The following is a 25,187-nucleotide window of genomic DNA, read 5'->3' on the forward strand; positions in this document are numbered from 1 at the left end:
TCGTCGCCTTCGATGAACTGCTCGGCCATCACATCGCGGTCCAGGCGCGCGGCCTTTTCGTAGGCGGTGGGCAGCTCGGCGACGCTCGTGACCTTCGTCAGCCCGATCGACGAACCTTCGCGCGCCGGCTTGACGATCAGCGGCAGGCCAAGGCGATCGGCCACGGCTTGCCAGTCGGCGCCGGCGTGCAACATCACGAAATCGGGCGTCGGCAGGCCGTGCGTCTGCCATTGGCGCTTGGTGGCCTCCTTGTCCATCGCCAGCGCAGACGCGAGTACGCCGCTGCCCGTGTACGGAATACCGAATTGCTCGAGCAGGCCTTGGACCGTGCCGTCTTCGCCAAAGCGGCCGTGCAGCGAGATCACCACGCGGTCGAATCCTTGCTTGGCCAAGTCGGCCACGGCCTGCAGGCCCGGGTCGAACGGATGTGCATCGACGCCGCGCGCGCGCAGCGCAGCCAGCACGCCGTTGCCGGACATCAGCGAGATTTCGCGCTCGGCGGAACGACCGCCCATGAGCACGCCCACCTTGCCGAGGGACTTCGGATCAATCGTCGGATGTGGAACAAACGGACCGGTCGTCATGCTGCGGCGCCTCCGTTCAGATCCACGACGTTGGCGGTGCGCGCCTGCGCCTGCAACGCAACCACTTGACCGGGCACCTGCCCGATCGACCCTGCGCCCATGGTGATGACCACGTCGCCGTCCTGCGCTGCATCCAGAATCGCTTGCGGCATGTCTTCAATCTGTTCCACGAATACCGGCTCGATCTTGTTGGCCACGCGCAGCGCACGCGTCAGCGAGCGGCCGTCGGCGGCGACGATGGGCGGCTCGCCGGCGGCGTAGACCTCGGCCAGCAGCAGCGCATCGACAGTGCCAAGCACCTTGATGAAATCTTCAAAACAATCGCGCGTGCGCGTGAAGCGGTGCGGCTGGAACGACAGCACGAGGCGGCGACCGGGGAACGCACCGCGCGCGGCGGCCAGCGTGGCGGCCATCTCGACGGGGTGGTGGCCGTAGTCGTCGATGAGCGTGAACTGGCCCTTGCCGTCAGCGGTCGGCACTTCACCGTAGCGCTGGAAACGGCGGCCCACGCCGTTGAACTCGGCCAGCGCCTTGACGATCGCCTCGTCAGGCACTTCCAGTTCGGTGGCGATGGCGATGGCGGCCAGCGCGTTCTGCACGTTGTGCAGGCCCGGCAGGTTGAGCGTGATCGACAGCGGCGGCTCGGCATGGCCGTTGAGCTGGCGGATCACGGTGAATTCCATGCGGCCATCGACGGCACGCGCATTGACGGCACGCACCTGCGCGTCTTCGGCAAAACCGTAGCGCACGACGGGCTTGGAGACGAACGGCAGGATTTCTCGGACGTTGGGATCATCCACGCACAGCACGGCAATGCCGTAGAACGGCAGACGCTGCGTGAACTCGATGAACGCCTGCTTCAGGCGCGCGAAGTCGTGCCCGTAGGTGTCCATGTGATCGGCGTCGATATTGGTGATGACTTCGATCACGGGGAACAGGTTGAGGAACGACGCGTCGGATTCGTCAGCCTCGGCGACGATGAAGTCGCCCGTGCCGAGGCGCGCGTTCGCGCCCGCAGAGTTGAGACGGCCGCCGATGACGAACGTCGGGTCCAGCCCGCCTTCGGCCAGCACGGACGCGACGAGGCTGGTGGTGGTCGTCTTGCCGTGCGTGCCCGCGATAGCGATGCCCTGCTTCAGGCGCATCAGCTCAGCCAGCATCACCGCACGCGGCACGATGGGAATGCGCTTGGCGCGCGCGGCCAGCACTTCCGGGTTGTCACCGCGCACGGCGGTGGAGACCACCACGGCATTGGCGCCGATCACATGTTCCGGCGCGTGGCCCTGCATGATCGTCGCGCCCAGCGTTGCCAGACGCTGCGTGGTCGCGCTGCTGCCCAGATCCGAGCCCGTCACGCGGTAGCCCAGATTCAGCAGCACCTCGGCGATGCCGCTCATGCCCGCGCCGCCGATGCCTACAAAATGGATATTCTTGACGATGTGCTTCATATCGATTCGTTCCCTATGCCCGTGCCACCGCTACACACGTCGGCGACACGCTCGGCCGCTTCGGGCCGTGCCTGCTCACGTGCTTTAGCCGCCATATCGGCCAATTGCGCACGCGTCAGGGACGCGAGTGTATCTGCCAGCGATGCCGGGCCCAGCTCCTGCTGTGGCACCAACAGCGCTGCACCGCGTTCGGAGAGGAAGCGCGCGTTGGTGGTCTGGTGATCGTCCACGGCGTGCGGGAACGGCACGAACAGCGCCGCGACACCCGCCGCGGCCACTTCTGAAACGGTCATGGCGCCCGCGCGGCAGATCACGAGATCGGCGTGTGCATACGCAGCCGCCATGTCGTCGATGAAGGGCACGGGCTGCGCGTGGGCATCGTCGATGCCGGCGGCGGCATAGTTGGCGCGCAGCGTGTCGATCTGCTTGGCGCCCGCCTGATGGATGACGATCGGGCGCGTATCGGCCGGCAGCAACGCCAGCGCCTTGGGCACCACGTCGTTGAGCGCCGCCGCGCCGAGGCTGCCGCCGACGACCAGCACGCGCAGCGGGCCGGTTCGCTCGGCGTAGCGCGCCCGCGGCGAAGCCAGGTTGGCCAGATCGGCGCGGATCGGATTGCCGACCCACTCGGCGCCGGGCAGCGCATTCGGAAACGCGCAAAGCACACGATCAGCCACGCGCGCGAGCACGCGGTTGGCCAGACCTGCAATGGAATTCTGTTCGTGCAGCACCAGTGGACGACCCAGCAGCACGCTCATCATGCCGCCCGGGAACGTGATATAGCCGCCCATGCCCAGCACCACGTTGGGACGCACGCGGCGCACCACGCCAAGGCTCTGCCAGAAGGCGCGCAGCAGATTGAGCGGCAGCAGAAACTTGGTGACGAGGCCCTTGCCGCGCAAACCACCGAACTGCACCGACTCCAGCGGAAAACCGTGCTTGGGGACGAGCTGGCCTTCCATGCCGTTTGCATTGCCGAGCCACACCACCTTCCAGCCACGCGCGGCCAACAGCTTGGCCACCGACAGCGCAGGGAAGATGTGACCGCCCGTACCGCCGGCCATGACGAGGAGCGTGCGGGGCGCCAGACCGGCCGACATGCCTGCCGTCATACCTTGCCTCCACGCATCAGCACGCGGTTTTCGTAGTCGATACGCAGCAAAAGCGCGAGCGCCACACAGTTCATCAGGATGCCGGAGCCCCCGTAGCTGACCATCGGCAGCGTCAGACCCTTGGTCGGCAGCAGGCCGAGGTTCACACCCATGTTGATGAAGGCCTGCCAGCCGATCCAGATCCCCAGCCCCTTGGCAACCAGGCCGGCGAACGTGCGGTCGAGCTGCAGCGCAGTGCGGCCGATCTCGAAGGCGCGACGCACCATCCAGTAGAACAGCAGGATCACGATCAGCACGCCGACAAAGCCCAGTTCCTCACCGATCACGGCGAGGATGAAGTCGGTATGCGCTTCAGGCAGGTAGTGCAGCTTCTCGATGCTGCCGCCCAGGCCGACGCCAGTCCATTCGCCGCGGCCGAAGGCGATGAGCGAGTGCGTGAGCTGGTACGCCTTGCCCTGTGCGTATTCCTCTTGCCACGGGTTCAGGTACGCGAAGATCCGCTCTCGCCGCCACGGCGACGCCACGATCAGCAGCGAGAAGGTGGAAACCGCGGTCAGCACGAGACCGCCGAACAGCTTGCCGTTCACGCCGCCCAGGAACAGGATGCCCATGGCCACGGCCGCAATGACCAGGAACGCGCCCATGTCGGGCTCCAACAGCAGGAGCGAACCGACAAACGCCACGGCCACGCCCATCGGCAGGAAGCCCTTGCGCACGCTTTGCATCCAGTCCTGCTTGCGCACGGTGTAGTTGGCGGCGTACAGGACCACGGCCAGCTTCATCAGTTCGGACGGCTGGAAGTTCATGACGCCCAGCGGCAGCCAGCGCCGTGCGCCGTTCACGCCCTTGCCCACGTGCGGCACGAGCACGATCACCAGCATGACCAGCGCGATGATGAAAAGCTTCGGTGCGTATTTGTCCCAGAACTTGACCGGAATCTGGAAGGCGACGATCGCACCGATCAGGCCGATTACCAGCGAGAAGATGTGCCGGATTAGGAAATGCCCGTTGCTGTAGTTGGCGTACTTGGGCGAATCCGGCAACGCGATCGACGCCGAATACACCATCACCAACCCGAGGCCCAGCAGCACGATCGCCACCCACATCAGCGGCTGGTCGTACTCCATCATCTTGGAGCGCGTGGGCTTGACGCCTGAAACGGCGTCGCGCAGGCCACCCCACGCATTACCGATGGTCGCGCCGATGAAGCCGCTGCGCTTGATCTGGGTGTCGCTCATAGGAGGACTCCTCGGTCTGCCGCCAGCGCTGCCACGGCCTCGTGAAACACCTGGGCGCGGTGTTCGTAATTCCGGAACATGTCGAAGCTTGCACACGCCGGCGACAACAGCACGGCGTCGCCCGGTTGCGCGTGTGCGGCGGCTTCCTGCACGGCGGCTTCCATCGTCGGGGCGTCGACCAGCTCGACACCGGTATTGGCCAGCGCCTCGCGAATCAGCGGCGCATCGCGGCCGATAAGGATCACGGCGCGCGCGTACTGCGCGACCGGCTCGGCCAGCGGCGAGAAGTCCTGGCCTTTGCCATCGCCACCCGCGATCAGCACGACGTGCTTGGACAGGCCCGACAGCGCAGCCACCGTCGCGCCGACGTTGGTGCCCTTGCTGTCGTCGAAGAATTCGATGTCGTCAAACGCGGCGATCAGTTCGACGCGGTGCGGCTCGCCGGCGTAGTCGCGCAGGCCGTGCAGCAGCGCGCTCACGGGCAGGCCAATCGCGCGGCACAGCGCCAGCGCGGCCATCGCATTGGTGGCGTTGTGCAAGCCGCGGATGCGCAACGCATCGGCGGGCATCAGGCGCTTGAGGCGGACCGGCACCGGCGCGGCGGGCGCGTTGTCGCCCTTCTTGCGGCGCGTGGGCTTGGGCAGATCTTCCTCGTCGGCTTCGGCCAGGACGATCCACGGCATGCCGCCATCGCGCAGCAGGCCGAGCGCATCGGGCGTGCCGGGCTCGTCGATGCCGAAGGTGATATCGCCGCCGTTCTTGCTGGCGAATGCCATCACGCCGGCGTCTTGACGGTTCAGCACGCGCACGGTGTTGGCACCGAAGATGCGGCCCTTGGCTGCGGCATAGGCGTCCATCGTGCCGTGCCAGTCAAGGTGATCCTGCGTGATGTTCAGGACGGTGGCCGCGTCGGCGTCCAGCGTATGCGTGGTTTCGAGCTGGAAGCTGGAAAGCTCCAGCACCCACGTCAGGCAGCGTCCCTGCATCAACGCATTCGCTCAGCTTGTCCAGCGCCGACGGGCTGATGTTGCCCGCCACGCCGACGGTCTTGCCGGCGCGCTCGACCAAGGCGCCCGCGAGCGCCGTGGTGGTCGTCTTGCCGTTCGTCCCGGTGATGGCCAGCACGCGCGGCGCGTAGCCTTGCGCGGCCTTGAGACCCGCCAACGCGCGGGCAAACAATTCGATTTCGCCCCACACCGGCACGCTGTTCGCATTGGCGGCGCTCAGCAGCGCAGCGACGTTGGCATCGAGCGGTGACAGGCCCGGGCTGATCGCCACCAACGTCACACCGTCCAGCAGCGACACGGCGAACGGGCCGCTCACGAATTCGGCGTCCGGCACATGCGCACGCAGCGCCGGCAGGTTGGCCGGTGCCTCGCGCGTGTCGGCCACGCGCACGCGGGCGCCATGACGTGCGCACCAGCGCGCCATGGCGAGGCCGGATTCCCCGAGGCCGAGCACCAACACCACCGGCACGTCGAACTGGCCGAACATGCGCGGCTCTTGTGCGGTTTCAGCGGCGGGCATCGGCTCGGAGGAATCGAGCGTCGCGACAACGGCGTCCACGGCGGCATCCGGCTGGGTGGCGGCCATGTCGTCGTCCGGAGTGATGGGGGCGTCGGTCATGTCGGTCATGTCCGTGCTCACCGCAGCTTCAGGGTCGACAGGCCGATCAGCACCAGCATCATGGTGATGACCCAGAAGCGCACGACCACTTGCGTTTCCTTCCAGCCGGACAGCTCGAAATGGTGATGCAGCGGCGCCATGCGGAACAGGCGCCTGCCCTCGCCATAACGCTTCTTGGTGAACTTGAACCACGTCACCTGCAGCATTACGGAGACGGTCTCGGCGACAAAGATGCCGCCCATGATGAAGAGCACGATTTCCTGACGCACGATCACGGCGATGGTGCCCAGCGCCCCGCCCAGCGCCAGCGCGCCCACGTCACCCATGAACACCTGTGCCGGATGCGCGTTGAACCACAGGAAGGCCAGCCCTGCACCTGCCATCGCCGAGCAGAAGATCAACAACTCGCCCGCGCCCGGAATGTGCGGGAACAGCAGGTATTTGCTATAGACAGCACTGCCCATCACGTAGGCGAACACGCCCAGCGCGCTACCCACCAGCACGACCGGCATGATGACGAGGCCATCGAGGCCGTCGGTCAAGTTCACCGCGTTGCTGGAGCCGACGATCACGAGGTACGTCAGGATGATGAAACCGAACACGCCGAGCGGATAGCTGATCTCTTTGAAGAACGGCACGATCAGGTGCGACTTGGCCGGCAGGTTCAATGACAGGCCGCTGCGCACCCACTCCATGAACAGCTCGAGCACGCGCATGTTGCTCGTCTCGGACACCGAAAACGCCAGATACGCCGCCGCGAACAGGCCGATCACGGTCTGCCAGAAGAACTTCTCACGCGAAGACATGCCCTTCGGATCACGGTGCACGACCTTGCGGTAGTCATCGACCCAGCCAACCGTGCCGTAGCCCAGCGTGACCAGCAGCACGATCCAGATGAAGCGGTTGCCCCAATCGGCCCACAGCAGCGTCGACACGGCAATGCCGATGAGCACCAGCACGCCGCCCATGGTGGGCGTGCCGGCCTTGACCAGGTGCGTCTGCGGACCGTAGCTGCGCACGGCCTGGCCGACTTTCAGTTCCGTCAGGCGACGGATCACCCATGGCCCGAACCCGAGGCCGATCACCAGCGCCGTGAGCGATGCCATCACGGCGCGGAACGTCAGATAGTTGAAGACGCGCAGGAAGCCGTAGTCGTTCTGCAACCATTGCGCCAATGCCAATAACATGGGTTCTTGCTTCCCTTAATGCTGCTGTTGTGTGTTGGAACCGGTCGGCAAATCCGCGACCGGGTCTTTCAAGACCAGCGCTTCCACAATGCGTTCCATCCGCATGAAGCGCGAGCCCTTCACCAATACCGTCGCGCCTGGCGCAATGGCGGCCAGGCCGTGTTCGATCAAGTCTTCCGCCGACGCAAAATGCTGCGCGCCCGCGCCGAATGCATCGACTGTGTGACGCGCAAGCTCGCCGGTTGCGAGCACCGCGTCGATGCCGTGCGCGCGCGCATACGCGCCGATCTCTTCGTGGAATGCCGGGCCCTGCGAGCCCACTTCACCCATGTCGCCCAGCACCAGGCAGCGCGGCGCGGGCGGCGTGACGAGCGCGTCGATCGCCGCGCGCATCGAATCGGGGTTCGCGTTGTACGTGTCGTCGATGACAAGGCCGCCGTGCGTGCCCTGCTTGCGCTGCAACCGCCCCTTGACCGGCGCGAAGTTGCCGAGCGCTTGTGCAATGACCTCGGGAGCTACACCGGCCGCCAGCGCGCATGCCGTGGCGGCCAGCGCATTGCGCGCGTTGTGCAAGCCGAGCAGCGGCAAGGTGATGACGAAGCGCTGGCCCGGCGCCTGCACATCGATGCGTTGCCCGGCGACGGAGTCCAACACCGTGCCCGTCACAGCCCCGGCATCGATACCGAAGTCGAGCACGCGGCGCGAACCCGCCGCGGCTTGCCACACCGGCGCGTATTCGCCACCGTTGGCCGCATCGCGCGGATACACCGCTACGCCATCGGCCGGCAACGCGGCCAGCACAGCGGCGTGTTCTTCAGCCACCGCTTCCACGCTGACCATGAATTCCTGGTGCTCGCGCTGGGCGTTGTTGATCATCGCGACGGTCGGCTGGGCAATGGCAGCCAATACGGCCGTCTCGCCCGGATGGTTCATGCCAAGTTCGAGCACGGCCAGCTTGTGTTGCGCGTTCAGTCGGAACAGCGTGAGCGGCAGGCCGATGTCGTTGTTGAAATTGCCGGCAGTCGCCAGGCGGGCGTCTTCACCAACGGCCTGCGCGAAGATCGCGGAGATCATCTCCTTGACCGTGGTCTTGCCGTTGCTGCCCGTCACGGCAACGACGGGAATCGGGAACTGGCGGCGCCAGCCGGCGGCAAGCTGGCCGAGCCCGATGCGCGTATCGGCGACGGTCAGCACGGCGACGTTGGTGACATCGAGCGTGGCGGCCGGTGCGCGCGACACCAGCACGGCAGCAGCGCCACGCGCCACCACTTCGGGCAGGAAGTCGTGCGCATCGAAACGCTCGCCGATCAGCGCGACGAACAGATCGCCGGGTTGCACGGCGCGGCTGTCGGTCGTCACGCGCAGGATCGCTGCGTCGGGGCCGGCAAGATAGGCACCGGCCATCCAGGCAGCGGCGTCGGTGGCATGCATCATGACGGTCGCGGCGCTCATGCATTCACCCCGCGGGCGGCGAGCGCCAGACGCACATGTTCCTGATCGGAGAACGGCCGCTTGCGACCGGCAATCTCCTGGGTCGATTCATGTCCCTTGCCGGCCACGACGATCACGTCATGCGCATCGGCGTGGCGCACGGCGTGCAGGATGGCGGCCGCGCGGTCTTCGATCTGGGTGGCGGCGCGCGGGTTGTCCATGCCGTCGGCGATCTCGTCGAGGATGTGCTGCGGATCTTCGCTGCGCGGGTTGTCGGAGGTCAGCACCACGTGCGGCGCCAGGCGCTCGGCGATGGCGCCCATCTGCGGACGCTTGCCGGGGTCGCGGTCGCCACCGCAGCCGAACACGGCCCAGAGCTTGCCGCCCCGCGCTTCGGTAATCGGCGCAAGCGCGCGCAGCGTCTGCTCCAGCGCGTCGGGCGTATGGGCGTAGTCGACCACCACGAGGGGGCCGTCTTCACCGCCGAAACGCTCCATGCGGCCGCTCACGGGCTGCAGCTTTTCCAAGCGCGCGATGGCGTCCTGCCACGGCACGCCAGCCGCAAGCAGTGCGCCCAGCACACCCAACAGATTCGATACGTTGAACAGGCCGACGGTGGGGGCATGCACGGTTGCGTGGCCAAAGCTGCCATCCACGTCGAACGACGTGCCGGTGCGATGCGCACGCACGTTGCTGGCGCGCAGCCATTGCGTGGCGCCGTGCTGCGCAGCGGCTTCGCCGTCGATGCCGTATTCGATGGTTTCGACTTCGGCGCGGGCGTTCTGCAGCAGGCGCACACCGGCCGCATCGTCACGGTTGATGACCGCCGCGCGCAGGCCGAGCCAGCTGAACAGGCGCGCCTTGGCCAGTTCGTACTCGGCCATCGTGCCGTGGTAGTCGAGGTGATCCTGCGTCAGGTTGGTGAACACTGCGATGTCGAAGCAGGTGCCATCCACGCGACCTTGCTCCAGGCCATGCGAGGACACTTCCATGGCGATGGCGCGGGCGCCCGCGCGATGCAGATCGGCGAGGCTGCGCTGGAGCTGGATGGCGTCCGGCGTGGTGAAGCCGGTCGCGGCCAGCGCATCGACAAACCCCGTGCCGAGCGTACCCACCACTGCGCAACGCTCGCCGTGTTTGGTCAGCGCCTGCGCAATCCATTGCGAACACGAAGTCTTGCCGTTGGTGCCCGTCACGCCAATGACGCGCAGCGCCTCGGGGCCCGGCACGCCGTACCACTGCGCGGCCAGCGGCCCGGCCAATTCGGCCAAGCCATCCACCGGCAGGATGCGCACGGGCGCATCGGCGGGCATCGCGTAACCGTGGGCTTCGGCCAGCACGGCGGAAGCGCCAGCCTCGATGGCCTGCGGAATATGCGGACGGCCATCGCCACGTTGGCGCACATTGCCGAGCACGTACGCGACGAACACATCGCCGGTCTTGAGCTTGCGCGTATCGCTGGTGAGGTCGGCACCAGCCGGCGCCTGGGCGCGCAGCCAATCGACAACCGGCGCAAGACGAGCGGCGATCGTCGGACGGTCGGAGGTGGGCTTGGCTGTCATTGCAGGCCTCCCACCGGCTCTTCCGGCACGTCCGGCGTCATCACGAGCTGGCGCACCGGCGAATCCGGCGGCACATTGAGTGCGCGCAGGGTGCCACCGACGATCTGCGAGAACACCGGGCCGGCCGCGCCACCGCCGTAGCGGTTGCCCACCGTGGGCTCGTCCACGCTCACCGCCACGATGATCCGCGGGTTCGACATCGGCGCCAGGCCAATGAAGGAGGCGCGATACTTCGAGCGGTCATAGCCGCGTCCGGTGTGCTTCCAGGCCGTACCGGTCTTGCCGCCGACGCGATAGCCCATCACCTGGGCTTGCGGAGCGGTGCCGCCCGGCGCCGTCACCGTCTCCAGCATCTGGCGAACCTGGCGCGCCACCTCCGGCGAAATCACACGTTCGCCCTGCGGCGGCTGCCCATCGGTGCGGTACATGGTGATCGGGATCAGCTCGCCATCGTGCGCGAAGATGGTGTACGCATGAGCAATCTGGAACAGCGACACCGACAGGCCGTAGCCGTACGACATGGTCGCCTGCTCGATGCGGCGCCATTTGTTTGCCGGGCGCAGCCGCCCCGCCACCGCGCCCGGGAAGCCGATCTTCGGCGCCTGCCCCAGGCCCACGCTCGTGAACATGTCCCACATTTCCTGCGGCTTGAGCATCATCGCGATCTTCGTCGTGCCGATGTTGCTCGAATGCTGGATGACCTGCGCGACCGTCAGCGTGCCGTAGTTGCCGGTGTCGGAAATGGTCGCGCCTTCAAAGCTGTACTTGCCGTTGGTCTGCACCAGCGTGTTGGGCGTCACGCGCTTGAGCTGCAGTGCCAGGCTGATGGTGATCGGCTTCATCATCGAGCCGGGCTCGAAGGTGTCGGTCAGCACGCGGTTGCGCAGCTGTTCGCCCGACAGGCGCGTGCGGTCGTTCGGGTTGTAGGTCGGGTAGTTGGCGAGTGCCAGCACCTCGCCGGTCTGAGCATCCAGCACGATCGCGCTGGCAGCCTTGGCGTGGGTACGCTCGATCGCGGCCTTCAGCTCGTTGAAGGTCAGGTACTGGATCTTGGCGTCGATCGACAGGGTCTGGTCATGCCCATCCCGCGGGGCCTTGAGCACGCCCACGTCTTCCACCACGCGGCCCAGTCGATCCTTGATCACCTGGCGCTGGCCGGCGGCACCGGCGAGGTCGGACTCGCGCGCCAGCTCCATGCCTTCCTGGCCCTTGTCCTCGACGTTGGTGAAGCCGACGATGTGCGCCATCGCCTCGCCTTCCGGATAGAAGCGCTTGTATTCACGCGTCTGATAGATACCTTCGATCTTCAGCGCGGCGATCTGATCGGCCACCTCGGGCAGCACCTGGCGCTTGAGGTAGACGAAGCCCTTGTCTTCGCCCAGCTTGCCCGACAGCTCCTTGTTATTCATGCCGAGGAGCTTGGCGAGCTTCTTCATGTCTTCGCCGGGCACGTTGTTGGGCACGTCTTCGGGCACGGCCCAGATGGCCTTCACCGGCAGGCTGGTGGCCAGCACCAGACCATTGCGATCGAGAATCTTGCCGCGCGTGGCCGGCAGCTCCAGCGTGCGCTGGAAGCGCTTCTTGCCCTCGGCTTCATAGAAGCGATTGCCAGGACCTTGAATCCACAGCGCGCGGCCGATCAGCGCCAGGAACGCCGCGAACATCAGGAAGACGACCAGCTTCGAGCGCCACATCGGCAGGCGCAAGCCCAAAACGGGGCTGGCGGAAAACTGGCCCAGGCGCGCGCGTGCCGTGGTGCCGTTGGATTTGCGTGCGCCGCTCATGGCTGGACTCCGGAAGCCGTGGGCGCGCTGCCCGCCACCGAGGACGCCATCGAGGACGTCCCAGCGGCCGGCAAATCGGCAAACCCCTGCAGATACTGCGTGCGGCCCGCCTGCGCGGGCGACATCTTCAATTGCCTGCTCGCGATATCGGCAATGCGAGCGCTCTTGCCCAGCGCGCTCTGCTCATATTGCAGACGCGACCAGTCGGTGTTCAGTTGCTTCTCTTCCGCCTGCGCACGATCCAGCGCGACAAACAGTTGCCGCGCCTGATGCTGTGCGTTGACCAGCGACAGCGCACACAGCACCAGCGCGGTCAGCAGGAACATGTTCAGGCGGTTCATGGCGTGGGTCTCCGCGAATCAGCAGCTGTCAGCAACGCTCGGCCACGCGCATGATGGCCGAACGCGCACGCGGATTGGCCGACACCTCGGCCTCCGACGGCTTCACGCGGCCGAGCAGGCGCAACTGCGGCGCCGGCAGCTCATGCGCACGCAGCGGCGCCCGACGCAGTTCCGGCGCGGCGGATTGCTCCGGGCGCGCCAGGGCCTGCATGAAGCGCTTGACGATGCGGTCTTCCAGCGAATGGAAGCTGATCACGACGAGACGTCCCCCTGTTCCAAGCGTTCAAAGGCGGCCTTCAGACCGGTTTCGAGGTCCGCAAGCTCTTGATTGACGTGAATCCGTAAAGCTTGAAAGGTGCGGGTCGCAGGGTCTTGACCCTTCTCGCGTGTTTTGACGGCTTGCGCCACGAGCGCGGCAAGCTCGGATGTGCGATCGAGAGGACCTCGATCCCCGGATTGGCCCCGGCGAGCAACAATCGCCTTTGCAATCTGTACAGCAAACCGTTCTTCCCCATAGTCCCGTATCACCCTCGCAATGTCGCGCTCATCAGTCTCGGCCAGCCATTGGGCTGCGGTGATGCCGCGCGTGGTGTCCATCCGCATGTCGAGCGGGCCATCCATCCGGAACGAGAAGCCACGTGCGCCTTCGTCGATCTGCGGCGAGCTGATGCCGAGATCGAGCAGCACGCCGGCCACCCGCTCCACGCCGCGCGCGTCCAGGCACTGGGCCATCTGCGCGAAGCTGTCATGCTCAATAGCGAAGCGGGCATCCTCTACGGTGCCCGCTTCGGTGATTGCTGCTGGGTCCTTGTCGAAGGCGACAAGTCTGCCGCCGGGCCCCAGCCGTTCTAGGATGCGCCGGCTGTGCCCGCCCCTCCCGAAGGTTCCATCGATATAGATGCCGTCGTCGCGCCAGATGAGCGCGTCGACCGCTTCGTCTAAGAGCACCGTCTGATGGCGCAGTCCCGTACTGGCTTGGGTTGTCATCGCGCGTCATCAAAGGAGAAATTCTTGAGGGCGTCGGGCATGCCTTGCGCCATGGCGGCCTGCTCCTTCGCGGTGTACGTGGCGGCGTCCCAGACTTCGAAGTGGCTGCCCATGCCAAGCAGCATCACGTCACGTTCAAGGAGGCGGCCGTGCGCAGTTCCGGGGTGATGAGGACGCGGCCGGCGGTATCGAGTTCGACATCGGCGGCGCTGCCCAGGAAGATCCGTTTCCACCAGTGGGCCTCCATCGGCAGCGCGGCGATGCGCTCGCGGAAGCGTTCCCACTCCGGGCGCGGAAACAGCATGAGGCAACCGTCCGGGTGCTTGGTCACAGTCACCCGGCCCTCGGCCTGCAGCTGGAGCGCTTCGCGGTGCCGCGACGGAATGGACATCCGCCCTTGGCATCCAGCGTCAGCGCCGACGCACCCTGGAACACGTTGGTTTCTCTCTCCGTGTGGCGACCCGATCGCCACTCACCTTGCCGTCAACTGGTCCGCAAACGGCCGCTTTAAACCACAAAACTACACTTTCTGACACTGTTTCCCACTTTAGAGGAACGACTTTGGGCGGTCAAGGCTTGCGCAGGCTTGCGAGACGGAAAATTTGCAATCAGAACAATGACTTAGCGCACCTACCCGGAGGTGCTCAGCCACTTTTCCCAATCAAATGAAGGAGATAGCGTGGTTTATGCAGAAACCACGTGAGAGAACGGCGAGCGACGACCCGCCAGAGGGAGGGCGCGGAGCACCGACAGTAAAGCTCGGGCGAATGGAGGAGCGAACGCCGTGTCGTCGGGCTGTCGACCCGCGACACGCGCTTCAGATGCGGTAGGCGGCGGTCGTCATGATGCGCGACGCGACGCGCATCGCTTGGCGGATGGGCGCGGGAAGATCAATGCCGCCAGCTTGGCGCGCGTTGTCGCCGTGGCGGATTTCGTCGTCGCGCATCTGGGCGACGATGGCGCGCGAGCGGGTGTCCTGGTCGGGCAATGTGTCGAGATGGCCGTCGAGGTGGTGTTCGACCTGGCGCTCGGTCTCTGCGACGAAGCCGAGGCTGATCTTGTCTCCGAGGCGTCCGGCGACCGCGCCGATGGCGAAAGCGCCGGCATACCACAGCGGATTCAGCAGGCTCGGGCGGTCATTCAATTCCTGCAGGCGTTGCGCGCACCAGGCGAGGTGATCCTCTTCTTCGCGTGCCGCTTCGTCGAGCTGGGCTCGGATGGCGGGATCCCGGGCGAACAGCGCTTGCCCCTGGTACAGGGCCTGGGCGCAGACCTCGCCGACATGGTTCACGCGCATCAGGCCGGCGGCATGGCGGCGCTCGGCCTCGGAAAGTTTGGTGGCGTTCTCGGTCCTGTCCGGGGAGGTGGACGCGATAACGGCATCGGCAGGGTTCGGTCGGCTGGCGCGGGTGACGCCTGCCACAGCGCGCAAGGCGCGGTCGAATTCAGGGATGAAGCGGTCGAGCATATGTACGGGCACCGCCGGCAATGGCGTGCGGCGCGATCGTCATTGTAAGGCCGGCATCGGGCGGGACCTTGCGTCCGATCAGGACGTCGCTGACCAAACACTACTGTACGGGATAACCCTGTTGGCGCGCGGATCGCATCTAAAACCGCAACGAATCAACGCCGCCCATCGCCAATCTATTTCAAATTCGGAAACAGCCTGTTGCCGGGATCAGACAGCAAACGGGCGTTTACGAACATTCGTTCGCAAATTTCGACCGGGCCCAGTACCGCGTTGCTACATTAGTCAGCGACTTCGTTTGAAAGTCATGGGGCGGGAAGACAAGAACGGAGGGTCTGCCTGCCGCTGAATTCAATAAATAAAGATCTGGAGACCGACCGATGAAGAAATCGCTGCTGGCATTGGCAGTGCTGGGCACGTTTGCGGGTGTTGCGCAGGCTCAGTCGAGTGTGACGCTGTATGGCGTGGTCGACGCCAACGTTGAGTACGTCAACCACGCGCAAGCCGTAACGGCTGCGGGGGTGGTCATCCCGGGCAGCAGCGGTTCGCGCCTGGCGATGCAGGCCGGCGGCCTGTCTTCCAATCGCTGGGGCTTGCGCGGCGTTGAAGACATCGGCGGCGGTCTCAAGGGCCTGTTCGTGCTGGAGTCGGGCTACGGCATGGACACCGGCACGCTGCAGCAGGGCGGACGCCTGTTCGGCCGCCAGGCGTTTGTCGGCTTGCAGGGCAACTGGGGCAAGATCACGCTGGGCCGGCAATACACCACGATCTTCGACATGATGGCGAACTTCTCGCCGACCGGTTACGCCACGCAGTATGAGCCGGTGGTGGGCCAGCTCGGCCCGAACTTCCGCGAAGACAACGTCATCAAGTACACCGGCGCATTCGGCCCGCTGACCGTGGAAGGCCACTGGTCGTTCGGCGAGCGCGCCGGCAGCCAGACCGCCAACTCGGCGTACGGCGTGGGCGCAAACTACTTTGGCGGCCCGTTCGGCCTGGGTATCGCCTATGACGAAGTGAAGGTCCTGACGGCAGCCGAAGCCCTGGGCGGCCCCGGCAACGAGTACGCCAAGGACAAGCGCGCCGCCATTGCCGCGAGCTACACGGTGGGCCCGGTCAAGGTCATGGGCGGCTATCGCTACGGCAAGACCGACACGGCTTCGTCTGGCGCCACGCTGGCGCTGCTGCCGCACCGCGACGACTATTACTGGGCGGGCGTGAACTACCAGGTGACGCCGGCCCTGGGCCTGACGCTGGCGTACTACTACGACAACATCAAGGAAGCGACCATCGGCGGCGCCACGGTCAACCCGCGTAACCCGCAGCAGTGGCAGTTCATCGCCGACTACAACTTCTCCAAGCGCACCGACGTGTACCTGAGCGCCGCGTATGCGCGCAATGCGTCGCTGAACTGGGATTCGATCGGCTATGTGACGAACCCGGCAACGGGCGCGCAGACGTCGGTGGGCTACCTGCCGGCTGCATCGCAGACGTACTTCATCACGCCGAACTCGGATAACCAGGTCGGTGTGGCGATCGGCGTGCGCCACAAGTTCTGACGCACGCATTGTTTTTGCCCGCCGCCCCTCTCCTTGGCGGGCGCAGGAAGGCACCTTCGGGTGCCTTTTTGCATGGCTGCGCGCTATGCTGTGCCGACCCAAAAACATCATCGGAGGAGACATGACCGTGCCTTGCACGCTGCGCCGCACCTTGCTGCGCGCAGCCCTTGCCGGCGCTGCTGCCGGCGTCATCGCGTTGCCTGCGGCGGCGCAAACCCCGCCGTATCCAGCCAAGCCGATCACCATCGTCGTGCCGTTCACGCCGGGCGGCACGACCGACATCCTGGCGCGCGCCGTCGCCGCCGAGCTCACGCGCGGCGCCGGCTGGAACGTCATCGTCGACAACCGGCCTGGTGCGGGCGGCAACATCGGCTCGACGCTCGTGGCCAAGGCCGCGCCCGACGGCTACACGCTGCTGATGGGCACGGTCGGCACGCACGCCATCAACCAGACCCTGTACTCGCAGAACGGCGTGCGACTGGGTTTCGATCCGATCAAGGACTTTGCGCCGATCACGCTGGTGGCCTCCGTGCCGAACGTGCTCGTGGTCAACCCGGCCTTTGCGCAGAAGAACAAGATCAACTCGGTGAAGGACCTCATCGACTACGCGAAGGCCAATCCGGGCAAGCTGAACATGGCGTCGTCGGGTAACGGCACGTCGATCCATCTGGCCGGCGAGCTGTTCAAGACGCAGACGGGCACGAGCATGGTCCACGTGCCTTACAAGGGCAGCGGTCCAGCGCTGACCGATCTGATCGGCGGCACGATGGACCTGATGTTCGACAACCTGCCCTCGGCCATGCCGCAGATCAAGGGCGGCAAGCTGAAGGCGCTGGCCGTCACGAGCGCCAAACCCTCGCCGGCGCTGCCCGGTGTGCCAACCGTCGCGCAAGCCGCCGGCCTGCCTCAATACGAGGCGAGCTCGTGGTTCGGGCTGCTGGCGCCAGCCGGCACGCCGCCGGCCATCGTGTCGCGCATCCAGCAGACGGTGGCGAAATCGCTGGCAAGCCCCGCCGTCAAGGAGAAGCTCGAAGCGCAAGGCGCCGAGCCCGTGGGCGACACGCCCGAGCAGTTCGCCGCGCACATCCGCGCCGAGACGGCGAAGTGGGCCGCGGTCGTGAAGGCCTCGGGCGCAAAGGTGGATTGACCGCGCAGCCATTGAGCACGCCGCACGCCGCGCGCACAATGGGCGGCCTTCATAACGACAACAACGCAACGTCCCCGGGAGACCTGCATGTCCTCTTCGACTTCCCCGACCCTGGCGTCGTCCGCCTCGGACGCGGCCACCGACGCGAGCCGCTCGCGCATCGTCTTTGCGAGCTTCATCGGCACGGCCATCGAGTTCTACGATTTCTATGTCTATGCGACCGCCGCGGCGCTGGTGATCGGACCCGTATTCTTTCCGCACGGGTCTGCCACGGCGCAGGCGCTGTCGGCATTCGTCACGTTCGGTATCGCGTTTATCGCGCGGCCGATCGGCTCGTTCCTGTTCGGCCACTTTGGCGATCGCATCGGGCGCAAATCGACGCTGGTGGCATCGTTGCTGGTGATGGGCATTTCGACCACGCTGATCGGGCTGGTGCCGGGCTACGACAGCATCGGCACGCTCGCACCGATCCTGCTGTGCATCCTGCGTTTCGGCCAGGGCATCGGGTTGGGCGGCGAATGGGGCGGCGCAGCGCTGCTGGCGACCGAGAACGCGCCAGCGGGCAAGCGCGGCTGGTTTGGCATGTTTCCGCAGTTGGGACCGTCGGTGGGCTTCCTGGCATCGAACGGGCTGTTCTTTGGCCTGGCGATCGCGCTATCGGACGAGCAGTTCCGCAGCTGGGGCTGGCGCGTGCCTTTCCTGGTGAGCGCAGTGCTCGTAGCGCTGGGCCTGTATGTGCGATTGAAGATCGCCGAGACGCCAGCCTTCCAGGCGGCCATCGATCGGCACGAACGCGTGAAGGTGCCCGTCGCCGAACTGCTGGCGCGCCACTGGTGGCCGACGCTCCTGGGCGCGCTCGCCATGGTCGTCTGCTACACGCTGTTCTATATCTCGACGGTGTTTTCGCTGTCGTACGGCGTGGGTACGCTGCACTTCTCGCGCCCGAGCTTCCTGGGGCTGCTGTGCCTGGCCGTGGTGTTCATGGGGCTGGCGACGCCGCTGTCAGCGTGGGCGTCGGATCGCTTTGGCCGCAAGCCGGTGCTGATCGTCGGCATCGTCGCAGCCATTTTGTCGGGCTTCACGATGGCGCCGCTGCTGGGGAGTGGGCAGACGCCGCTGGTGGCGCTGTTCCTCATCATCGAGCTGTTCCTGATGGGCGTGACCTTCGCACCGATGGGCGCGCTGCTGCCAGAGCTGTTCCCGACCAACGTGCGCTACACGGGCGCCGGCGTGTCGTACAACCTGGGCGGTATTCTGGGCGCGTCGATTGCGCCGTACATCGCGCAGAAGCTGGCTGAGCAAGGCGGCCTGAGCTGGGTCGGCATGTATGTGTCGGCAGCCGCGGTGGTCAGCCTGATCGGCGTGCTGTGCATGCGCGAAACGCGTGATACCCGGCTGATGTAAGGACCGCGCATAGCGACGCGCTTAATCCCACGAGTGGCGGCCCGAGCGACCACGCTTGACGTCGCCACGCGCGCGCTTGCCTTCCAGACGGCGCGTCTTGGAAGCGCGCGTGGGCTTGGTGGCGATCCGCGACTTCGGCACCGAAAGCCCCGTCGCGATGAACGCGATCAGACGTTCACGCGCATCCTGGCGGTTGCGGTCCTGCGTGCGAAACCGTTGTGCATCAATCACAATCACGCCCTGATCGGCCAAGCGGCGGTCGCGCTTTCCCAACAGGCGAGCCCGCAATGCCTCCGGCAACGACGGCGATTGGGCGATGTCAAAGCGCAACTCCACCGCCGTCGATACCTTGTTGATGTTTTGCCCACCCGCCCCGCTTGCGCGCACAAAGCGCTCGACCAGTTCGGACTCCGGAATAGACAATTGGGGGGTGATTTTGAGATCGGTGCCAGGCATTGGGGCATTGTAGGGAGAACCCGTTTTTCTGGAGATCAGCGTATGTATCGGGGAGAACGTTTCAACGGCTTCAGCCACCTGGCCGGGGCCATCCTTGCCGCCGCTGGCATGGCCGTTCTGGTAACGTCGTCCGCCCTGCACCACGACGCGTGGAAGGTCATCAGTTCCGTCGTCTACGGCACGACGCTCGTCCTGCTCTACACCATCTCCACGCTGTATCACAGCGTGCGCGGGCCGGCCAAAAGCATCTTCCAGCGCCTCGACTATTGCGCCATCTATCTGTTGATCGCCGGTAGCTATACCCCTTTTGCGCTCGTTACGTTGCGCGGCCCTGGGGCTGGGCGCTGTTCGGCATCAACTGGGCGCTGGCGGCCATCGGCATTGCGCAGGAACTCTGGATCGGCCGCCGCACGCTTGTTCTCGCTGCTGATCTACGTGGTGATGGGCTGGCTGGTGCTGATCGCCATGGGGCCGCTGGCGGCCGCCCTGCCTGCGCCGGGCCTGTGGTGGCTGGTGGCCGGAGGTGCGCTTTACACGGCCGGCATCGGCTTCTTCCTCTTTGACGAGAAGGTGCGGCACTTCCACGGCATCTGGCATTTGTTCGTGCTGGCGGGCAGCGCGTGCCAGTTCGTCAGCATCCTGCTGTACGTCGGCTGACCGCCATGAAAAAAGCCGCGATTCCTCGCGGCTTTTTTATTGCAACTACGCAGACTCAGGCTCGCTTCTTCATCGCCTCGTCCCGCAGTTCGCGGCGCAAGATCTTGCCGACGTTGGTCTTCGGCAGCTCGTTGCGGAACTCGATGAACTTCGGGCGTTTGTAACCGGTGAGCTGGTCCTTGCAGAATTCCTGCAGCTTCTGTTCGGTCAGCGACGGATCGCGACGCACCACGAACAGCTTCACCACCTCGCCCGAATGCACGTCGGGCACGCCCACGGCGGCCACTTCCAGCACGCCCGGGCACATCGCCACCACGCCTTCGATCTCGTTCGGATACACGTTGAAGCCCGACACCAGGATCATGTCCTTCTTGCGATCGACGATCTTGGTGTAGCCACGCTCGTCCATCACGCCCACGTCGCCCGTCTTGAAGAAACCGTCGGCATACATGACCTTGGCGGTCTCGTCGGGGCGCTTCCAGTAACCCGCCATGACCTGCGGGCCGCGGATGCAGATTTCGCCCGCCTGGCCGATCGGTAGGTCGCGGCCTTCGTCGTCGCGAATGGCGATTTCCGTGCCAGGAATCGGCAAACCCACGGTGCCCGAAAACTTGTCGGTATCCGTCGGGTTGCAGATGGCCGACGGCGAGGTTTCCGACAGACCATAGCCTTCGATGATCGGGCACCCCGTCACCTCGAGCCACTTCTTGGCCACGGCTTCCTGCACCGCCATGCCGCCACCGTTGGCCACGCGCAGGTTCGAGCAGTCGACATCCTTGAATTCAGGATGGTTCAGCAGCGCGTTGTACAGCGTGTTCACGGCCGGGAACATGTGGAAGCGGTACTGCTTGAGCACCTTGATGAAGCCCGGGATGTCACGCGGATTCGGGATCAGCACGGCCAGCCCGCCCTTGCGCATCGACAGCAGGCAGCACACCGTCAGCGCGAAGATGTGATACAGCGGCAGCGCGGTGATGGTGACGATCTCTTCGTCGGCGGCCAGCATGCGGCCATCGCGACCGGGCTTGGTGAGCGCAGGGTTCATCCAGGCTTCCGATTGCAGCACGTTGGCAACGATGTTCCGATGCAGCAGCGTCGCACCCTTCGACACGCCGGTCGTGCCGCCCGTGTATTGCAGGAAGGCCACGTCGTCGGGGCCGACGGAAGTCGGCTTGAGCGTCTGCTTGGCGCCCTCTTCCAGCGCGGTGTTGAAGCGGATGCAGTTGGGCAGTTCCCACGCCGGCACCATCTTCTTGACGCTGCGCACCACGAAATTGACCAGCATGCCCTTGAGGCCGCCGAGCATATCGCCCATGCTGGCCACCACGATGTGCTTGACCGGCGTATTCGGCAGCACCTGCTGCAGCGTCGTCGCGAAGTTCTCCAGGATGATGATGGCTTCGGCACCGCTGTCCTTGAGCTGGTGCTCCAGCTCGCGCGGGGTGTAAAGCGGGTTGACGTTGACGACCACATAGCCGGCACGCAGCACGGCGGCCAACGCCACGGGGTACTGCAGCACGTTCGGCATCATCAACGCGACGCGGGCGCCGGGCGCCAGACCGCGCGATTGCAGCCACGCCGCCAGTTGGCGCGAGAGCGTATCCAGCTCGCCGTAGGTCAGCACCTTGCCCATGCATTCAAATGCACGGCGGTTGCGGTTCTTCTGGAAAGAATCCTCAAGCAGATGGGCCAGCGATCGATACTGCGACGCATCGATCTCGGCCGGTACCCCGGCGGGATACTGCTTCAGCCACGGCTTATCCATGGGCGTGTCTCCTGGCGATTGTCGATTTTTTTCGAATGGTCGTTCGTTTTTTTCGGCATCCTACGCGGATGTCTGTGTCAAAACAATAACTTAGACGGTTCCCTCAGCCGGCCGGCCTCGCTTGAAACTGGTGCAGAAACCGCTGTTGGCATCACTTTTGCGTGATGCCGGCAGACGTCGCCATCGCGGGCGGCGCCAACAATCGCAGGGCGGCTTCGCGTTGCGGTTTGGGCTCGCGCGCCATCGCTTTGACGTCGGCATAGAAGCGCGCCCAGTCGCCGCCATCACGGTGATACAGCGCCGTGAACGCCGGCACCCATTCCAGGTAGCTTGCGACAGCGCCCAGATGCGCGTTCGACAGCGGCTGCGCGAACCAACGGTCGTAACCGGTATAACCGCCCCAGCTTGCCTTGAGCTTGGCGTAATCGGCCTGCAGGCTCGCGAAGATGGCGCGTTTTCCGGCGCGCTTCTCGTCGTCCGACACGGGGCTGGCATACAGCGTCTCCAGCCGGTTGCGGTACTCGAGCAGCAGGGCGCGGAATTGTACGCGGCGGGCGTCGTACGTGGCGTATTCCGCGCGAATTTCCGGCGTAGCGGCATCCGCCAGCCAGCGTTCGACGCCAATGGTTTCCACGGCAGTGGCAAACGATTCGTTGAACGCGGTATCGCCCTTGGCGTAGACGACCTGATGCGCCAGCTCATGAAAAATCAGCCGCGCCAGCTCGCCTTCCGGCAGGCCGACGAAGGTATTGAGCAGCGGGTCGTCAAAATAACCCAGTGTGGAATACGCAGGAATGCCGGCCACATCCACGTCCAGGCCTTGGGCGCGCAGGGTGTCGGCGTAGGCCATGGCGGCGTTGCGGTCGTAATAGCCGCGATACGTCACGCAGCCGACGACGAGGAAACACCATTCCTTGAGCTTGACCGACAGCTCCGGCGCCGCAAACACGTTCCACACCGCGAACGGACGCTTGAGATTGGCGTAGACGCGATAGCTGCCGTTGTCGGGCAGGCCCAGCTCGCGCGACGCATAGATGCGGATGCTGCGCGCATCCTCCAGGCGTTTGGCGAGCTTGTCGTTGTGAGCCTGCCGGGCGTCGTCGATGGCTTGGTCGATCGACTCGCGCTGCGCCATCAGCGAGAGATGTCCGCTGACGGACTGGTAGTAATAACCGACGGTGTCGCAGCCGGCCAGCAACGCCGAACCGGCAAGCGACAGCGCAAGACACAGCGCGCGTGCGGCCCGCATGATCGCCCCGTCAGGCGGCCTGTGCCAACGGCGCGACCTCGACCAGGCAATCGTAGAAAGTGGGCGCGCGGCCCATGTCGGTCAGGCGCTGGCTGGTCAGCTCGTTGGCGTTGGTGCCGTCGGGCGCGAGCTTCTTCCACCAGATCGACAGGCCAACGACCACGCCGCGCCGCGCACGGTCCGTCACGCGGGCACGCGCCTGCATGGTGCCGCGATCGTTGAAGATGCGGACAAGCTCGCCATCGATGACGCCGCGCGCATTCGCATCGTCGGGATGGATGTCGAGGTGCGGCTCGCCTTCGGTGTTGCGCAGGCTGTCGACGTTGACGAAGGTGGAGTTCAGGAAGTTGCGCGCCGGCGGCGAGATCATCGACAGCGGATAACGCTTGGCCAGCTCAGGCGTGCTGATCGCCGACTCATGCGGCGGCACATAGCCGGGCAGCGGGTCAAGACCGTCCTTGGCCATCTGCTCGGAATAGAACTCGCAGCGGCCGGACGGCGTGCGATAGCCGCCACGAGCCAGCGGCGCGGCGGGGTGCGCCAGCTTCTGCCAGCCCTCGCGCTTGAGCGTGGCCCAGTCGATGTGCGCGGCGGCCGGGTCGTCACGGCGCACGGCCTGGCTGGCGATGTCGTCGTCCGAGTCGGCAAAGCAGGCGTCGTTAAAGCCCATGCGCTTGGCGATGCGACGGAAGATCTCCGTGTTCGGCAGCGACTGCCCCATGGGCGCGATGGCAGCGTTGTTGGCCAGCACGTAAGTGTGGCCGTACGCCTTGTGCACATCGACATGTTCGAGCTGCGTGGTGGCGGGCAGGAGGATGTCGGCGTAGTCGGCGGTGTCGGTCTGGAAGTGCTCCAGCACCACGGTGAAGAGGTCTTCGCGCGCAAAGCCGGCGGCGACCTTGCGCGAGTCCGGCGCCACCGCCACGGGGTTGCTGTTGTAGACGACCACCGCCTCGACCTTGGGGCCGAACGTCGCATCGCCGGCATGCAGCAGCGCATCGCCGATGGTGCTCATGTTGATCGTGCGCGGCAGCGCAGGCCAGCTCGGCAGCAGGTCAGGACGCTGCAACTTGGCATTGTCGATGGGGAAGAAACCGGACGTCGACAGCTGCAGCCCGCCCGCTGCATCGCGCCACGCGCCCACCAGCGACGGCAGGCATGCGACCGCCCGCACGCCCTGCCCGCCGCCATGCGCGCGCTGCATGCCGTAGTTCAGGCGAATGGCCGCGGGCTGCTTGTCGCGCACGACGGTCGTGCCGTACAGCTTGGCGAGCCACTCGATATCCGCCGCGTCCACCCCGCACAGTGTCGCCGCGTATTCCGGCGTGTATTGCTGCGCGCGCTCACGCAGCGCCTCGAAACCGAGCGTGTGACTGGCGATGTAATCGCGGTCGAGCAAATCGTCGCGGATCAACACGTGGATCATCGCCAGCGCCAGCGCCGCATCGGTACCGGGGCGCACCGCCAGATGGCGATGGCACTTCTCGGCCGTCAGCGAGCGATACGGATCGATAGCGACGAGCGTGGCGCCGCGCCGTTTGGCTTCCTGTGCACGCGTCCAGAAATGCAGGTTCGACGCGATCGGATTGGCGCCCCAGATCAGGATCAGCTTGGCGTCCTGCACGTGCTCGATGTCCATGCCGAGGCTCGCGCCGTACGTGTAGCGCAGCGCAGTCGCGCCGGCCGATGCGCAGATCGTGCGATCCAGCAGCGACGCTCCCAGCTTGTGGAAGAAGCGCGCGGCCATGCTTTCGCCCTGCACCAGGCCCATCGTCCCGGCGTAGCTGTACGGAAGGATGGCCTCCGGGTTGCGCGCAGCAATGTCGCCCAGGCGCGTGGCGATGGTGTCGATGGCCTCGTCCCACGAAATCGGTTCGAACTTGCCCTCGCCCTTGGCGCCCACACGCTTCATCGGCGTCAACAGGCGGTTGGGGTGGTACGTGCGCTCGGCATACCGATTGACCTTGGTGCACAGCACGCCGGCGGTGGTCGGGTGGTCCGGGTCGCCCTGTACGCGGGTGGCGCGGCCGTCCTCGACAGTGACGAGCAAGGCGCAGGTGTCGGGGCAGTCGTGCGGGCAGGCGGCACGGATGACTTGGGTGGACATCAGGGGGCTCCGGAGTGGGTGGCGGCGGGTGCATGTCGGTGTCGTCGCACCGCCGCGAGTATCCGGAAATTGTAA

At 65.7% G+C, this 25,187-nt stretch carries 18 protein-coding genes and 3 pseudogenes; 4 read left to right on the forward strand and 17 right to left on the reverse strand.

Annotated features, from left to right (window positions below):
• The 13 genes and pseudogenes from OWR21_RS08195 to coq7 all read right to left on the reverse strand — a co-directional run.
• Positions 1–584 (reverse strand): D-alanine--D-alanine ligase (locus OWR21_RS08195; RefSeq protein WP_332394974.1); only part of this gene is annotated, 584 nt, incomplete at its 3' end.
• The gene (gene murC, locus OWR21_RS08200) at positions 581–2,032 is read right to left on the reverse strand and encodes a UDP-N-acetylmuramate--L-alanine ligase (protein WP_332394975.1); all 1,452 of its coding nucleotides are present in this window, start codon (positions 2,030–2,032) and stop codon (positions 581–583) included. The genes murC and OWR21_RS08195, both read right to left, overlap by 4 nt.
• Positions 2,029–3,144: an undecaprenyldiphospho-muramoylpentapeptide beta-N-acetylglucosaminyltransferase gene (gene murG, locus OWR21_RS08205; protein WP_332394976.1), complete on the reverse strand. Its 1,116-nt coding sequence runs from the start codon at positions 3,142–3,144 to the stop codon at positions 2,029–2,031. The genes murC and murG overlap by 4 nt, the downstream gene beginning before the upstream one ends.
• Positions 3,141–4,382, reverse strand: coding sequence for a putative lipid II flippase FtsW (ftsW, locus tag OWR21_RS08210; protein ID WP_316872655.1), 1,242 nt, complete (start codon positions 4,380–4,382; stop codon positions 3,141–3,143). Before ftsW ends, murG begins: the two co-directional genes overlap by 4 nt.
• A pseudogene (murD, locus tag OWR21_RS08215) lies at positions 4,379–5,876 on the reverse strand (UDP-N-acetylmuramoyl-L-alanine--D-glutamate ligase). Before murD ends, ftsW begins: the two are co-directional and overlap by 4 nt.
• A gap of 149 nt (positions 5,877–6,025) precedes the next feature.
• Positions 6,026–7,195 carry a phospho-N-acetylmuramoyl-pentapeptide-transferase gene (gene mraY, locus OWR21_RS08220; RefSeq protein ID WP_332394977.1) on the reverse strand — a complete coding sequence of 390 codons (1,170 nt, stop codon included), beginning with the start codon at positions 7,193–7,195 and terminating at the stop codon, positions 6,026–6,028.
• 15 nt (positions 7,196–7,210) lie between these two features.
• Positions 7,211–8,647 carry a UDP-N-acetylmuramoyl-tripeptide--D-alanyl-D-alanine ligase gene (locus tag OWR21_RS08225; RefSeq protein WP_332394978.1) on the reverse strand — a complete coding sequence of 479 codons (1,437 nt, stop codon included), beginning with the start codon at positions 8,645–8,647 and terminating at the stop codon, positions 7,211–7,213.
• Positions 8,644–10,188 carry a UDP-N-acetylmuramoyl-L-alanyl-D-glutamate--2,6-diaminopimelate ligase gene (locus OWR21_RS08230; protein WP_332394979.1) on the reverse strand — a complete coding sequence of 515 codons (1,545 nt, stop codon included), beginning with the start codon at positions 10,186–10,188 and terminating at the stop codon, positions 8,644–8,646. The genes OWR21_RS08225 and OWR21_RS08230 overlap by 4 nt, the downstream gene beginning before the upstream one ends.
• Positions 10,185–11,972 carry a peptidoglycan D,D-transpeptidase FtsI family protein gene (locus OWR21_RS08235; RefSeq protein ID WP_147213816.1) on the reverse strand — a complete coding sequence of 596 codons (1,788 nt, stop codon included), beginning with the start codon at positions 11,970–11,972 and terminating at the stop codon, positions 10,185–10,187. The genes OWR21_RS08230 and OWR21_RS08235 overlap by 4 nt, the downstream gene beginning before the upstream one ends.
• Positions 11,969–12,313: a cell division protein FtsL gene (gene ftsL, locus OWR21_RS08240; protein WP_147213817.1), complete on the reverse strand. Its 345-nt coding sequence runs from the start codon at positions 12,311–12,313 to the stop codon at positions 11,969–11,971. Before ftsL ends, OWR21_RS08235 begins: the two co-directional genes overlap by 4 nt.
• A gap of 28 nt (positions 12,314–12,341) precedes the next feature.
• Positions 12,342–13,300 (reverse strand): annotated as a pseudogene (rsmH, locus tag OWR21_RS08245) (16S rRNA (cytosine(1402)-N(4))-methyltransferase RsmH).
• A pseudogene (mraZ, locus tag OWR21_RS08250) lies at positions 13,297–13,735 on the reverse strand (division/cell wall cluster transcriptional repressor MraZ). The pseudogenes rsmH and mraZ overlap by 4 nt, the downstream one beginning before the upstream one ends.
• A gap of 382 nt (positions 13,736–14,117) precedes the next feature.
• Complete coding sequence (gene coq7 / locus OWR21_RS08255; protein ID WP_332394980.1) at positions 14,118–14,768, reverse strand: 2-polyprenyl-3-methyl-6-methoxy-1,4-benzoquinone monooxygenase; 651 nt, start codon at positions 14,766–14,768, stop codon at positions 14,118–14,120.
• Between the two features lie 380 nt (positions 14,769–15,148).
• Between coq7 and OWR21_RS08260 the strand changes: the two genes are divergently transcribed.
• The 3 genes from OWR21_RS08260 to OWR21_RS08270 all read left to right on the forward strand — a co-directional run bounded on the left by OWR21_RS08260 (position 15,149) and on the right by OWR21_RS08270 (position 18,878).
• Positions 15,149–16,327 carry a porin gene (locus OWR21_RS08260; protein ID WP_027680302.1) on the forward strand — a complete coding sequence of 393 codons (1,179 nt, stop codon included), beginning with the start codon at positions 15,149–15,151 and terminating at the stop codon, positions 16,325–16,327.
• 127 nt (positions 16,328–16,454) lie between these two features.
• Complete coding sequence (locus OWR21_RS08265) at positions 16,455–17,474, forward strand: Bug family tripartite tricarboxylate transporter substrate binding protein (protein ID WP_428984300.1); 1,020 nt, start codon at positions 16,455–16,457, stop codon at positions 17,472–17,474.
• Positions 17,475–17,561: 87 nt separating this feature from the next.
• Entirely contained in the window at positions 17,562–18,878 is a 1,317-nt protein-coding gene (locus OWR21_RS08270; protein WP_316872637.1) for an MFS transporter, read from the forward strand.
• 21 nt (positions 18,879–18,899) lie between these two features.
• Here the strand turns inward: OWR21_RS08270 and arfB are convergent, their stop codons facing one another.
• Positions 18,900–19,334, reverse strand: coding sequence for an alternative ribosome rescue aminoacyl-tRNA hydrolase ArfB (arfB, locus tag OWR21_RS08275; RefSeq protein ID WP_332394999.1), 435 nt, complete (start codon positions 19,332–19,334; stop codon positions 18,900–18,902).
• A gap of 108 nt (positions 19,335–19,442) precedes the next feature.
• Between arfB and trhA the strand changes: the two genes are divergently transcribed.
• Positions 19,443–19,991, forward strand: a complete 549-nt coding sequence (gene trhA / locus OWR21_RS08280; RefSeq protein ID WP_332394981.1) for a PAQR family membrane homeostasis protein TrhA — start codon at positions 19,443–19,445, stop codon at positions 19,989–19,991.
• A gap of 55 nt (positions 19,992–20,046) precedes the next feature.
• On the opposite strand, the gene OWR21_RS08285 is transcribed toward trhA, so the two are convergent.
• The 3 genes from OWR21_RS08285 to OWR21_RS08295 all read right to left on the reverse strand — a co-directional run bounded on the left by OWR21_RS08285 (position 20,047) and on the right by OWR21_RS08295 (position 25,112).
• The gene (locus tag OWR21_RS08285; RefSeq protein WP_027680297.1) at positions 20,047–21,756 is read right to left on the reverse strand and encodes a long-chain fatty acid--CoA ligase; all 1,710 of its coding nucleotides are present in this window, start codon (positions 21,754–21,756) and stop codon (positions 20,047–20,049) included.
• 151 nt (positions 21,757–21,907) lie between these two features.
• A complete protein-coding gene (locus OWR21_RS08290; RefSeq protein ID WP_332394982.1) occupies positions 21,908–23,005 on the reverse strand; it encodes an aminopeptidase in 1,098 nt (365 codons plus the stop codon).
• A gap of 10 nt (positions 23,006–23,015) precedes the next feature.
• Positions 23,016–25,112 (reverse strand): molybdopterin-containing oxidoreductase family protein, encoded by a 2,097-nt coding sequence (locus OWR21_RS08295; protein ID WP_332394983.1) that lies wholly within the window; start codon positions 25,110–25,112, stop codon positions 23,016–23,018.
• Between the last annotated feature and the right edge of the window lie 75 nt (positions 25,113–25,187).

Source organism: Ralstonia sp. 1B3, from assembly GCF_036631435.1.